Origin of the sequence: Kiloniella sp. (assembly GCF_965205715.1) — a bacterium.
In the GTDB taxonomy this organism is placed as follows: domain Bacteria; phylum Pseudomonadota; class Alphaproteobacteria; order Kiloniellales; family Kiloniellaceae; genus Kiloniella.
The window spans coordinates 1,121,260-1,134,159 of record NZ_CBDBHW010000013.1 but is presented as its reverse complement, the minus strand read 5'-3'; the positions used below and the strand labels follow the sequence as shown (position 1 = coordinate 1,134,159).

Below are 12,900 nucleotides of genomic sequence, written 5' to 3'. Positions count from 1 at the left end.
CCTGCAATTTTTTGACCATGAGGGCGCCGCTATTCACAAGATATTTTTGACTGAAAATTCCGAAGAGAATAACTATGCTGAACTTGTTGAAAAATACAAATCTGATGCCATTACCCCTGAACTAACAATTTCATCAAAACAGGAAGCTGCTCCAACCACTCCTGATGCGCAGATAGATATTGAGGCGCTTTATACGGGCTGGGCAAAGATGAAAGATGTTCATCAATTTCATGCTCTTTTGAAAAAACATAATTGTGAACGCCATCAGGCTTTCCGCCTTATTGGCCCAGACTACGCAGAAAAACTATCCCCCCTGGCCTTACGTGAAGTCCTTGAGCAATCAGCCAAGCATAATACCTCAATCATGGTCTTTGTTGGAAATCGAGGCTGTATTCAAATTCATACCGGGGTCATAGAGAACATCAAGGATATGGGTCCCTGGATAAATATTCTCGATCCCAAATTTAACCTGCACCTCAGAGAAGATCGCATTGCCGAAGCCTGGTTGGTCCGAAAGCCTACAAAGGATGGTGTCATCACAACACTGGAACTGTTTGATACCGAGAACAATTCTTTTGCTCTTCTTTGTGGTGAGCGCGAAATGGGCAACCCCGAAAACCCAGAGTGGGCCAAGCTCATCGAAGGCTTAAACCGTCATCAACCGACTTCTGAGGCAGCGGAATGACGTTTCCTGAACTGTTTAACAAGCTTGGGCCTGTTGGCTGGCCCTTGCTTCTATTCTCTTTTATTGCCGTTATTCTTTTGATGGAACGAACAGTATTTTTCGCCCGATTTCGCAGGGGTACAACAGAACTGTTCGATACCGTTGATCGAGGGTATCTGGAAGATCTTGCGAGTAAAAAAAACGAACTTAGCTCCGCTATATTCGTAGCACTACAAACTTACGAATCTCCTGTCGCACAACGTGAAGAAGCGCTGAAAATCTGGTTAAGAACTTACGCTACAAGGATTAAATACGGTTTACGCTTTATGATGTTGATCGCCGTGCTCAGTCCCCTTCTTGGGCTTCTGGGCACAGTGCTTGGCATGATCAATGCTTTTCAGGTTATAGCCTTACAGGATGGGCCTATCCACCCCGCGATGCTTGCAGAAGGTATCTCGCAAGCGATGCTAACCACCGCTGTTGGGCTTTCAATTGCTCTCCCAACTCTTCTGGGTGCGCACGGATTTCGCATTCTCGCCGATCGGCACATTGAAACCCTGAGCCTATCTCTGAGCCGTCTGTCACTGGCAATTTCAAACACGCAAAACCCGATAATCCCAAGCTCTCAATACCGACCATGATCGAGCTTTCAACCGATCACTCCTCAGAATCAGACAGTCTTCTGCCCGACCTGACCCCGATGTTAGATGTTCTTTTCATCTTGTTGGTTTTTTTGATCCTAACCGCCAACAGTGCAAATTTCTCCATAGAAGTCGACCTTCCTCAACCTCAAGAAACGGCTCTGAAACAAGCATCGAGCAATGCAATTGTAATTACGTTGAGGAACTCAAAGGATAATGAAACATCGGTTTGGGATCTTGATGGCAGCCCTTTTCAAGACTGGAAAGACATGCGCAACGCCCTAAAAACAACCCTTCATCAAGCCCCCGACCAACCTGTTGTTATTGCTGGTGACAAATCAGCCTCGATCGAAAACTTAGTTCAGGTTCTGTCTTTTTTGGAAACCCGTGGTCGAACCGCTGCTGAAATACTTTTGGAACCCTGAAATGTTAAATATACCCGTTAAAAACATTGCTGGATTAGCCACCCTCATCCTAACCCTCGTGATTAGCACTCAATCTCTTGGCGAGAGTATTTTCCCAAAAAAAATCATTACGATCGGAGGCCCTGTAACAGAAATAGTCTTTGCCCTGGGTGAAGGGGGTAAAGTTATTGCTACAGATACGACGAGTAAGTACCCGGAACGAGCCCTCATACTCCCCAAAGTAGGTTATATGCGTCAGCTTTCAGTGGAGGGCTTACTCAGTCTTGGTCCCGACCATATTATCGCCCTTGAAGGATCCGGCCCTACACACGTCCTGGAAGCCATCAAAACTACTGGAGTTCCCGTGACACTTGTGCCTGAACTCGTCACCCCGGACCGGATTGTAGAGGGCGTCATTATAGTTTCTTCTGTACTCAACAATTTTGATATCGGTTCAACCCTCGGTGCCCAAATCAAAGAGCAGCTGGAAAAACAATTGGCTATGGCAAGTGGGCAAAGATCTAAACCATCTGTTCTCTTCCTTCTTAATACGGGCCACGGCAACCTTATGACCGCCGGAAAAGACACCGCGATCGATACAATAATCCGCTATACCGGGGCAATTAATTCAGCGGCTGATCTCAACGGTTTTAAACCGCTTTCAAGTGAATACATGATTACAAATTCACCTGATTACATTCTTCTTCCCCAGCGGACCCTGGATCAAGCAGGCGGGATATCACAATTAAAAAATGATCCTATCCTTGGAAAATTAAAAGCAGTGTCACAGGACCGGATATTAACCCTCGACGGCACCCTTCTTCTTGGCCTGGGACCGAGAACACCAAAGGCGATACAGCTTCTTGCCTCACAATTGTTCAAGCCTGCCCCCTAACCACTGCGTCCCCAAAAAAAAGACAATGCAAACCATGTCATATGCCATTTCAACAAAACGGTTGTTTAGGAAAAAACGTGAAGGCCATTCCCCTATATGGTTACTACCGCTTTTAGGCCTCGCCCTTTTACTTACAATCTTTTTTTCGCTCGGGCTCGGTGGCGTCTCTATTCCCATCTCTGAAAGCGTGAAGCACTTATTGTCCTACCTTGAGCTTTCCCAGTCCGAACTTACGTCACAAGAAATTCTCATTCTTGAGGCTATTAGATTGCCGCGTACGGCTCTTGGACTCGTAATTGGCATGTCTTTGGCTCTTTCAGGAGGGGTCCTGCAAAGCTTATTTAGAAACCCTCTGGCAGATCCCGGCCTCATTGGGGTTTCATCCGGTGCGGCCTTGGCAGTTGTCAGCATTATTGTCCTTGGCGATACTTTCTTTTCATCGTTCCTTGACCTAACAAAAAACTTTTCGCTCCCCATTGCTGCCTTCATAGGCAGTCTTTCAGTTACTGTCTTGATCTATCGCCTAGCCAAAAGGGACGGCTCTACCGATGTCTCCATGATGTTACTCATGGGAATTGCTGTAACCGCAATTGTCGGTTCAATCATAGGCTTACTTACTTATCTCGCTGACGATACTGAACTAAGATCCCTTACCTTTTGGAGTATGGGGAGTTTATCCGGGGCAGGAAAAGCGACATGGCCCTCAATCCTGATCATGCTCCTCGCTGTTTTTTTCCTGTTACGTCTTGCCAGCCCTCTCAACCTGTTCCTACTCGGTGAAACCGAGGCTAAACACCTGGGAGTTCAAACCGAGAAAATTAAACAGCAAGCAGCTTTGGCAGCCGCCTGTGCAACTGGCGCGGCTGTAGCCGCTGCAGGAATGATCGGCTTTATCGGGTTGATTGCGCCTCATTTAGCGCGTCTTATCGGGGGTGCGGACAATCGCTTTGTCCTACCTGCATCAGCCCTCATTGGTGCCCTTCTGATACTTATAGCAGATACAATTGCACGAATTATCGTCCTTCCTGCAGAGCTTCCTATCGGCTTGGTTACCAGCTTTATCGGTGGACCTTTTTTCTTTGCCCTTCTTTTTCGTGAATTTAAAAGGCGGTCCCTGTGACACTCAAAGCAACATCCATCAGCGTTCGTATTGGAAAGACCACCTTGCTCGAAGATATTTCGCTTGAGCTCAAATCCGGTTTGTTTCTTGGCATCCTGGGGCCTAACGGCGCCGGCAAATCCACCCTCTTAAAAGTTCTCTCCGGAGAGCTTAAGCCCTCAAGCGGGAAAGTAGAACTTGATCATGTCTCTCTCGAAGATTGGAATGATGAAGCCCTTGCAAAACGCAGAGCCGTCATGCCCCAGGCTTCACAATTGGCATTCCCCTTCTCTGCGCGATCGGTGGTTGCAATGGGACGGTGGCCTTATGAAAAACTCTGTACTCCCTTTGTAAACCGTATATCAGTTGAAAGAGCTATGGCTCTGACAGATATTCGCCACTTGAGCGAGCGTTCATATTCCGTTCTTTCAGGGGGAGAGAAACAGCGTGTACAATTAGCACGATCCCTCGCACAAACAATGGGATTGACTGGAGATAGCACATCCAAATACCTTCTTCTTGACGAACCGACCGCCGGGTTGGATATTGCCCATCAACACGCGGTTTTAAAGGCAGCACGCCAGCAATGTAAGAATAATAATACCGCTACTTTGGCAATCCTCCACGACCTCAATCAAGCCGCCCTTTATTGTGATGATATCGCCATTATCTCAAACGGTTCACTCGTGAATACGGGGCCTGCAGAAATAGTTATGGACCCCCAAGTGCTCTCAAAAACATTTGAATGCAATGTCATTAAAATCCAAGATAAACAATGCCATAAGCCTACATTCACAACATCAATTTAAGCACCGCTTGAATTCGAATCTAGGGATGATTTTTAATTTTCCCAGTTTTCGCAATAATTTCATCGCCTTATAAAAGTCACAGAGATTTCACTTAGGAATCATAAAGATTGTTTAACGTTTAAGCGTCAAGATTAAGCACGTTAAACGGGAATAAAAATGATTTTTAGAACTCTCTATATTACGGCTTTTATCGCGGCAGCCATCACCGTCTTTATTGCGTATCAGGATAGAAACCTTGCTGTTCTGCATTCCGTACAAATTCCAATAACTGTCGAAGCAGTTTCTTTTTCAAATACTTCTCAATCAAACATGAAACACGGTGCACTTATTTGGCGCGGTGGTTTGAAAGTGAAGTCAACTCATCAACGTTTCGGTGGGCTCTCTGGCTTGGAGATATCTCCAGATGGCAAAACCATGTTAGCCGTAACAGATAAAGGCCTCTGGTTCAAAGGTCGCCTTGGTTACGGTCTAGGCGGTGATCTACTTTCCCTTTCTCGGGGTTTGCTCTCCTCTCTCAAAGGGACAAAAGGCACTGCCCTCACCCGTAAAAAAGAACGTGATAGCGAATCAATTGCACGTGCTGAAGATGGGGCCATTTATATCAGCTTTGAACGCCACCATAGGATATTGAAATATCCTGCTCCCCTAGAAGCAAATGCAGAATCTATCCCCTTCCCCGAAACTTTTACAAGCACATCCAAAAACAGAGGAATAGAGGCTTTAACCTGGCTTCCAGGAGGCTGCCTCTTGGCAATCCCCGAACGTATAGATTCGCCGACATCAGAGTCTCATGAAGAATTAATACAGGCTTTTCTCTGGGATCAATATAGCTGGGGCACGATATACCTGAAGCCTAATGGCAACTTTTTACCCACTGGCTTAAGTGTCACGCCACAGGGTGATCTTCTTTTGTTGGAGAGAAGCTTTTCAATTTTCGAAGGCTTTAAGACCAGCCTCAGAATTTTCCCAGCAGAACAAATACAGCCTGGTGGAGTCATGGAGGGACGTGTTCTTGCTACTTTTGAGGGTCAGCATGCCATAGACAACATGGAAGGTATCAGTAGCCGCTTAGGAACGACTGGAGAAACACTCATCTACCTTTTATCGGATGATAATTTGAGCTTCACTCAAGATACTTTATTGCTGATGTTTGAAATCGATGAACAATCGGCACTTCTCCGCTTTGTTGAGTAGATTTAGGATTTCAAATAGAGCATAGATTGATTATCTGGAATGGATGATTGTCTAATTTTGAGTTTGAAGTATTCGGTATCCTTGATGCCTCTGGCTCGCTTACGGATCATTCCTATACTGACATTACCAGCCTCTATCCTGGCGCTTGTGAGCTTGTGTTTGGCGTAGTTGCAGATGCCCACACAATGTTTCCGTAGGGATTTCGCGAACTTTTTTAGATAGAGCATCTGTGACTGATCTGCTATCAGGCACCAACGTTCCAGTTGCTCCGCCATCGCCTCAAATGAAGCGGCACTCCACAGCAGCTGAAGCTGTTCTTTCAAGACGTAAAGTGCATTCAGGTTGCTATTGCTCTCCAGCAACCTTTGCAGCTTGTCACTTTGTTTTTCACTCAACTTATCCGCATTTTTGAGCAACAGATAATGTGTCCCTTTCATCAACTCTTTACCACTTGGATCGGCCTTTCTGAACTCAAGTCGACGCTGATTATGGATAGCTTTGCTGTAGTTTTTCATGACGTGGAAACGGTCAAATACTATGTCGGCCAACGGCAAGGACTCTCTGACAGCCTTTTGGTAGGCAGGCCCCATATCCATCGCTACGGCCTTTATTTTGCAGGCTGTATCTGGTTGCAGTTGTTTCAAAAACCTTGAAAAAACCTCGGCAGTTCGGCCTGCTTCAACCCAGATCAGATGACCGCCAACCATATCGTAGACCACCGTCATGTAGTCATGACCTTTCGCCCGGGCAACTTCATCTACACCAATATATTCCAAGCCAGTTAGCTCTGCAGGATCAAGCGTAGGGAGAGTTTCAATAAGGTATGCCCTGTCGATATTCTTGACCGTTTCCCATCGTATATCCAAATGTCTGGAAACCGCTTGAATAGACATATGCCGACATAATCCACTGATCAGTCGGCAAAATCGGTGAGTGAAACGGCACCCTTTATCAACAAAATCACACCCCTCAATGCGGCGTTCGCCCTTGTTAATATAAACCTGCGCCAGCTCAATCTCGACCACACAAGGATACCCAAAAAGGGGGATGTCGTTTACTTGTCGGCGGACATGCTGGTTGATGCTTCCCTTCTGGCCTGTAGCAGGGTCTATAGCCCTCCTACGCGCGTCTCGGCTGCAGTGAATGACAATCTTAACACCGCCGTCATCCAGTTTAATTTCATTTACACGTTGCCCTTTGAGGCCTAAAATATGCTGCGAGATGTTGATTGTCATATACCTGCTCTATGTAAAGTTATCAGAAACCATACATATCAACAGGTTACTTGGCGGTCGGCATCTTTTTCTACTCAACAAAGCGGAGAAGAGCCGAACAATCTTTAAAAATCAGCCAACAACAAAGAAAGCCCGTTGGCTTACGCACAACGGGCTGTTCTAAGAATAAGACGGCTTATTCAGCGGCTTTGGAAACCAAAGCTTTCTGAACGCGCTTTTTCATTTCACGAGCTTTTTTGCCCAATGAAGTTGCTGGAGTTGATAGCAAGAATGCATCAAGACCACCGCGCTTTTCAATGGTGCGAATAGCTGCTGTGCTCAGACGGAATTGAACAGTCTGACCAAGAGCATCGCTCAACATTGAAGTCTTTTGAAGATTTGGCAGGAACCGACGCCGAGTTCTGTTCTTGGCGTGGCTCACATTGTTGCCAGTCTGTACTTCTTTACCAGTAAAGTCACAACGGCGTGCCATGGTTTTAATCCTGTAATCTCGATGAATAATAAAAATAAACTTATGCCAGTATTCCGGCTCGGCGCGAGTTTTAAGACACAGGGGCCTAGGGGTCAAGGCAAAAGGACGATTCCCGGAAAGATTCATCAAGATTCTTTTAGAATCTTACTAGAACTGCCGTTTAACTGCCCGCTCAACCTTTTGCGAACAGCTCCAATAGCTTTCGCGCTGCCGTTGCAGGGGCCAATCGTCCCTCTGTTACATCGGATTCCATTTTAACTAAAGCAGATTTAACATCTGGTTTATCACAAAAAGCTACTACGAGAGATTCTTTGATTTCTCCCCACATCCAGGAAACCGATTGTCGTACCCGCTTATCCTGGATCTCATGACTGGTCCACAACTTAGTACGAAACTCTTCTATTGCCGCCCAGACCTCGGATATTCCCTCATCGTGTAGCGCAGAACACTTTTTAACGGTTGGTTTCCAATTCGGACTTGAAGGACGCATCAAACCCAGAGCAGCATGGTATTCTGCCGCGGCCCTATTTGCCGCTGGCTTAAGATCACCATCCGCTTTGTTGACCACAACCATATCAGCCAACTCCATGATCCCTTTTTTAATGCCTTGCAGCTCATCACCGCCACTTGGCAACAATAGTAACAAGAACATGTCCACCATCTCAGAAACAGCCGTTTCTGACTGACCAACGCCGACGGTCTCCACAAGGATCACATCAAAGCCTGTAGCCTCGCACAACAGCATCGCCTCTCGAGTACGGCGCGCAACCCCTCCAAGAGTTCCTCCTGCCGGAGAGGGTCGAATAAAGGCGGCCTCTTGGCGGGACAGAATTTCCATTCGGGTCTTATCCCCAAGAATGGAGCCTCCTGTACGCTGCGAGGATGGATCAATGGCAAGAACGGCAACCCGGTGCCCCTGAGAGATCAAATGCATGCCAAAGGATTCGATAAAGGTCGACTTACCAACCCCGGGCACACCCGAGATGCCAATTCTTATAGAATTACCACTCTGAGGCAGAATTTTTTCCAAAAGGGCGTCAGCATCTTCTCTATGATCAGGACGAGTAGATTCTATAAGTGTAATCGCACGGGCCAGAGACCTGCGATCTCTTTTAGAAATCCCCTCGACCAACCCTTCTATTTTAGAGTTTTCTTTTGTCATGCCTGTTTTCGTTATGCCTGTGTTTCTATCTGCGTAATCCCTTCTTCTGCCTCAGTAGCTTTCTCTACCTCGGCAACCTTTTGGGCTACTTCCAATTGACGACGCCACATCTCTGCATAGTGACAATCTTTTTTCAGGAGAGCACTATGTGTACCCCGCTCAGCAATTTGTCCCTGCTCCAAGACAATGATCTCATCAGCGTCAACAACCGTTGAAAGCCGGTGGGCGATAACCAGTGTGGTTCGATCTTTGGAAACATCATTAAGACTGGCTTGAATGTCTTGCTCGGTTTTACTGTCGAGCGCTGACGTCGCTTCATCGAACAACATAATAGCTGGGTTTTTGAGAACGGTACGCGCAATGGCGACCCGCTGTTTCTCCCCACCCGATAGTTTCAAACCGCGCTCACCAACGGTGGAATCGTAACCATCTGGCAGCGACATAACAAAATCATGAATTTTGGCCAACTTGGCTGCAGCCTCGACTTCTTCACGGGTCGCAGACGGGCGACCATAGGCAATGTTATAGAAGATAGTATCGTTAAAAAGCACCGTATCCTGAGGCACGATCCCAATAGCCTGACGAAGAGATCCCTGTTGAACCTGAGAGATATCCTGTCCATCAATTGTTACTGTCCCGGAATCCAGATCATAAAATCGGAAAAGAAGCCTGCTAATGGTGGATTTCCCTGCCCCACTTGATCCGACAATGGCAAGTTTCTTACCCGCTGGAACCGTAAAACTTACCCCTTTAAGGATAGGTCGACGTTCGTCGTACCCAAATGTACAGTTCTCAAAATGAATTTCTCCGCCATCTACTTTGAGCTCAGCGGCATCCGAGACATCTTTGATTTCAAGGTCTTTATGCAGAAGCTCAAACATGGTGTGCATATCGATCAGGGCCTGGCGAATTTCACGATAGACAAACCCGAGAAAATTGAGCGGCATCGCGAGCTGCAACAAATAGGCATTGACCATGACAAAATCACCTACAGTCATTGCCCCAGAGACAACACCATACCCAGACATGATCATCATAAGGCTCGCCCCGATGGAGATCACGGCGGATTGGATAATGTTTAGACTGGAAAGGCTGGTCCGGCTGCGAATGGCTGCATCTTCGTAAGCTTCGAGACCTTTGTCATATCGTTTTGTTTCATGCTCTTCATTGCCGAAGTATTTCACCGTCTCAAAATTGAGCAGGCTATCAACAGCCTTGGTATTGGCGTCGTTATCAGCTGCGTTCATGTTTCGGCGAAGAGTAATGCGCCATTCAGTTATACGCAGGGTCAAGAAGATGTAAGCGAGGATGGTCACCAAGGGGACGACAGCAAAACGCCAGTCGAACAAAACCCAAAGGAGAACACAGACAACCGCAATCTCAAGAAGGGTTGGAATCACATTAAACATCAGGAATGTGAGCATAAACTCTATGCCCTTGGTCCCGCGATCAATCGCCCGGGTTACCCCCCCTGTTCTGCGCTCAATATGAAATCGAAGTGATAAAGAGTGCAGATGGCGAAAGGTAACCAGCGCCACGCGGCGAATGGCATTCTGCACGACTTTGGCAAACAGTCCCTCGCGAATGTTATCAAAGGCAATAGCGCCCACTCTTGCGAGCCCATAGGCAATGAGCATCCCCAGCGGCACAACCAGCAATCCCGGCTCATCGATGCTTAACGCATCAACGGCTCCTCTTAGGATATAAGGTACGGATACGTTGGTAAGTTTGGCGAGAATAAGAAGCCCAAAACAGACTATGATACGTACCTTGAGATCAAAACGATCTGCTGGCCAAAAATAGGGAAGCAGTGTTTTCAGGGTATCGAGTTGGCTCGATTCACTCTCCGCCTCAGGGACATCTTCGCGCATCCGACGCATTTAGTTACTCCATTCGGCCAAGGGATCGCGCCAACAAAACATACAGTTTGCCGACATCAGCCGTCATAAACGTTGCCGCAAGAACATCTTCGCTATCGCATTCTCGGGCTTGTGACAAAAGGTTATCAAACTGATCCAGATAGCGATTAACCTGGTTCCGGAAAGCCTGATTGGTCTCAAAGTAGCGTTTTATTTCCCGTGTATCGTAGAGATCTTTTTTCTTAAGTATTGATCTGGCGAAGATCGAACGATCACCCTTGTGATATCGTTTCCAATATTCCTCAGGCAAGTCCGCATCCAAAATTTTATTGAGATCGATTGCTGAGGAGTTGAGATCATCAATCAAAATAGTCGCACCGCGTAAGAAAGCATCTCGCTTATTTGCTGATTTTTCCTCACGAAGTACAAGCGCCTGACGGGTTGCCTCCTCCGAAGCATGAGTGAGATCCCTTGTTTGCTGCCCAAAGCTATCAACCAAAGCAGAAACTTGCTCATTCACCTTTGTGACACCATCAGTATCTTTGCGTAATGTTACTGTCAGTTTTTCCGCCCTCTCAAGCGCTTTGTTGGCAGCACCTTCCAGGCCAGAAGCTGCGGTTTCTGCTCGACTGCTAATTTCCGCAACTTGCTTAAGAGAATTTTCTGCTAATTTCGTTAGTTTATCTCTTTGCCCGTCAACTTCCTGGCTTAGAGTTTCTGCTGTATGGCGAGACTCTTCTGATACCTTTGTCAGAGCATCGGTACGTGCCGCCAAAGAAACCCGGACATCTTCATGAAGCTTTTCAAAATCATCAGATAGTTCTTTAAAGGCATCGAGCTCTTCATGCACCCCTCGACGCAAATCTTGAACAGCCTGATTTGCTGCGCTTGATCCATCTGCGAGGGCAAGGGTTTGTAGTTGAAAAACTTTTGCCACTTCGGTTGTGTGGCGCACAGCCTTGTCAGCCGCGAGTTCCATCAAACGCGTTTGATCTTTCAGGGTCTTAGAAGTCTCCTCAACATTTTGCTGAGCCGCCTCACTGACCTGACCGATCTCACGGGTGTGTTCGCTCAACCCGCCCATAACAACATCAGCAAGATCATTTAAACGTTCTGACGAATCTTCAAGACTTTCAATACCCGGGCGAATTTTTTCAGCCGCAGCAATCAATGTGTCTTGAGCTTGGGCGGTTGCCTCCGTCAGACGCGAGGCCTCTTCACGCCCGGCAAGTGAGACAGCTTCCCCCAAATCCCGGGTCACGTGGGTCAGATTGGTCGCGATCTCCTGCCCTTTTTTATCGAGCTCTCCGGCTTGAACCTTAAAGCCGTCGGTCATATTACCTGCGCGCTGTGCTACATCCGCAAAAAGCTCTCTCACCTCTTCGGCATCTTTTCGCATCGCATCCGAAAGAGAAACAGCCTTGTACCCAATCTCGGCGACCAGCTGCTCCATTGCGCTATTCTCACCAGACAGCCGCACGCCAAGTTCAGATATTTTCTCTCCAGCCCCGGCAAGAAGCTCTTCAACATCCCCAAGGCGGTCCTTGATAAGCCCCTTAAAACGTTCCCCTTCGGCTTCGATCGTGTCTTGCACAAGCTTTAGAGTTTCGAGATCCTCTTTAAGGCTTTCACGCATTGTCTCACTACAGACTTCCGCAGTCGTACCTGCTGCAGCCATGTCCTCAGCCTGTTGCTTAAGCATTTCACAAGCATCTTCAGTCCGGCCAATTGTTCGCTCTACAGCCTCATCCAAAACATCAACAGATTCGCGCAATGTCTTACTGATGGTATCGGCCATGACCTCGCTTCTAACACCCGAATTTTCAAGTGCTGTGACCTGTTCTTTTACCGCTTCGCGTGCAGTCTCGAGGCTTCCATGGATAGAGCTATGTACCTCTTCCAAAGAACTTTGTTGTGTGACCAATGTCTCTTGGATTTGTTCCGCTTGTGAAGACGCTCGTATAGCCGCGCCGGTCAGGTGTTTCGTTTGCTCCTTAAAAGCATTGATCACCCCGCCTAAGCGTTGTTCGACATCACTTGAAGCACTGCTTAGGCTCTCTGCCTGCTCCTGCAACTGTCGAGTGATGTCCTTTACCCGGGTATTCTCTTCATCGTCAGGATAAGTTAGCCGATCCATTTTTGTGAGCAACTGCCGGGTTTGCGTGGAAAGCCCCGCTCCTCGGACAATGAAAAGAAGCACAACCCAAAGCAGGCATAGCGGTAAAGCAATGCCTGCAATAATTTGCCCCTGCTCTTGGGGAAGCATACTTTCCAACGTATCCAAGCCAACCTGGCTCACGAGATAAGTATAACAAACCCACAACCATCCGGCTGTCGCTGCAACCCCCAACAGCGCAGAAATTCTAGTGATCCAGGTATAACCTGACATCCCTCACTCCCTGATTTCATTCACGACCTTTTATCGCCTGAAAGGGATGATAAGGCAGGAACTCCCGATAGTCCAAG

At 47.3% G+C, this 12,900-nt stretch carries 13 protein-coding genes; 8 read left to right on the top strand and 5 right to left on the bottom strand.

What is annotated here, in order from left to right:
- The 7 genes from ACOGW3_RS16815 to ACOGW3_RS16785 all read left to right on the top strand — a co-directional run.
- Positions 1 to 685 (top strand): ChuX/HutX family heme-like substrate-binding protein (locus ACOGW3_RS16815; RefSeq protein ID WP_419904037.1); only part of this gene is annotated, 685 nt, incomplete at its 5' end.
- Complete coding sequence (locus ACOGW3_RS16810; protein ID WP_419904036.1) at positions 682 to 1,305, top strand: MotA/TolQ/ExbB proton channel family protein; 624 nt, start codon at positions 682 to 684, stop codon at positions 1,303 to 1,305. The genes ACOGW3_RS16815 and ACOGW3_RS16810, both read left to right, overlap by 4 nt.
- A complete protein-coding gene (locus tag ACOGW3_RS16805; RefSeq protein WP_419904035.1) occupies positions 1,302 to 1,730 on the top strand; it encodes a biopolymer transporter ExbD in 429 nt (142 codons plus the stop codon). Before ACOGW3_RS16810 ends, ACOGW3_RS16805 begins: the two co-directional genes overlap by 4 nt.
- Before the next feature lies 1 nt (position 1,731).
- On the top strand, positions 1,732 to 2,604 hold the full coding sequence (locus ACOGW3_RS16800; RefSeq protein ID WP_419904034.1) for a heme/hemin ABC transporter substrate-binding protein: 873 nt from the start codon (positions 1,732 to 1,734) through the stop codon (positions 2,602 to 2,604).
- A gap of 34 nt (positions 2,605 to 2,638) precedes the next feature.
- A complete protein-coding gene (locus ACOGW3_RS16795) occupies positions 2,639 to 3,724 on the top strand; it encodes a FecCD family ABC transporter permease (RefSeq protein WP_419904033.1) in 1,086 nt (361 codons plus the stop codon).
- Positions 3,721 to 4,512: a heme ABC transporter ATP-binding protein gene (locus ACOGW3_RS16790; protein ID WP_419904032.1), complete on the top strand. Its 792-nt coding sequence runs from the start codon at positions 3,721 to 3,723 to the stop codon at positions 4,510 to 4,512. The genes ACOGW3_RS16795 and ACOGW3_RS16790 overlap by 4 nt, the downstream gene beginning before the upstream one ends.
- Positions 4,513 to 4,668: 156 nt before the next feature.
- On the top strand, positions 4,669 to 5,706 hold the full coding sequence (locus ACOGW3_RS16785) for an esterase-like activity of phytase family protein (protein ID WP_419904031.1): 1,038 nt from the start codon (positions 4,669 to 4,671) through the stop codon (positions 5,704 to 5,706).
- 2 nt (positions 5,707 to 5,708) lie between these two features.
- Here ACOGW3_RS16785 and ACOGW3_RS16780 read toward each other — a convergent pair whose 3' ends face one another.
- Positions 5,709 to 6,941, bottom strand: a complete 1,233-nt coding sequence (locus tag ACOGW3_RS16780; protein WP_419901077.1) for an ISL3 family transposase — start codon at positions 6,939 to 6,941, stop codon at positions 5,709 to 5,711.
- Here ACOGW3_RS16780 and ACOGW3_RS16775 point away from each other — a divergent pair.
- Complete coding sequence (locus ACOGW3_RS16775; protein ID WP_419904030.1) at positions 6,928 to 7,104, top strand: hypothetical protein; 177 nt, start codon at positions 6,928 to 6,930, stop codon at positions 7,102 to 7,104. The two genes, ACOGW3_RS16780 and ACOGW3_RS16775, sit on opposite strands and share 14 nt — an antisense overlap.
- A 12-nt stretch (positions 7,105 to 7,116) precedes the next feature.
- Here ACOGW3_RS16775 and rpmB read toward each other — a convergent pair whose 3' ends face one another.
- The 4 genes from rpmB to ACOGW3_RS16755 all read right to left on the bottom strand — a co-directional run bounded on the left by rpmB (position 7,117) and on the right by ACOGW3_RS16755 (position 12,823).
- A complete protein-coding gene (gene rpmB, locus ACOGW3_RS16770; protein ID WP_419904029.1) occupies positions 7,117 to 7,413 on the bottom strand; it encodes a 50S ribosomal protein L28 in 297 nt (98 codons plus the stop codon).
- Between the two features lie 172 nt (positions 7,414 to 7,585).
- The gene (gene meaB / locus ACOGW3_RS16765) at positions 7,586 to 8,575 is read right to left on the bottom strand and encodes a methylmalonyl Co-A mutase-associated GTPase MeaB (RefSeq protein WP_419904028.1); all 990 of its coding nucleotides are present in this window, start codon (positions 8,573 to 8,575) and stop codon (positions 7,586 to 7,588) included.
- Positions 8,576 to 8,586: 11 nt separating this feature from the next.
- Positions 8,587 to 10,455: an ABCB family ABC transporter ATP-binding protein/permease gene (locus tag ACOGW3_RS16760; protein ID WP_419904027.1), complete on the bottom strand. Its 1,869-nt coding sequence runs from the start codon at positions 10,453 to 10,455 to the stop codon at positions 8,587 to 8,589.
- Between the two features lie 4 nt (positions 10,456 to 10,459).
- Positions 10,460 to 12,823: a hypothetical protein gene (locus ACOGW3_RS16755; protein WP_419904026.1), complete on the bottom strand. Its 2,364-nt coding sequence runs from the start codon at positions 12,821 to 12,823 to the stop codon at positions 10,460 to 10,462.
- Positions 12,824 to 12,900: the final 77 nt, after the last annotated feature.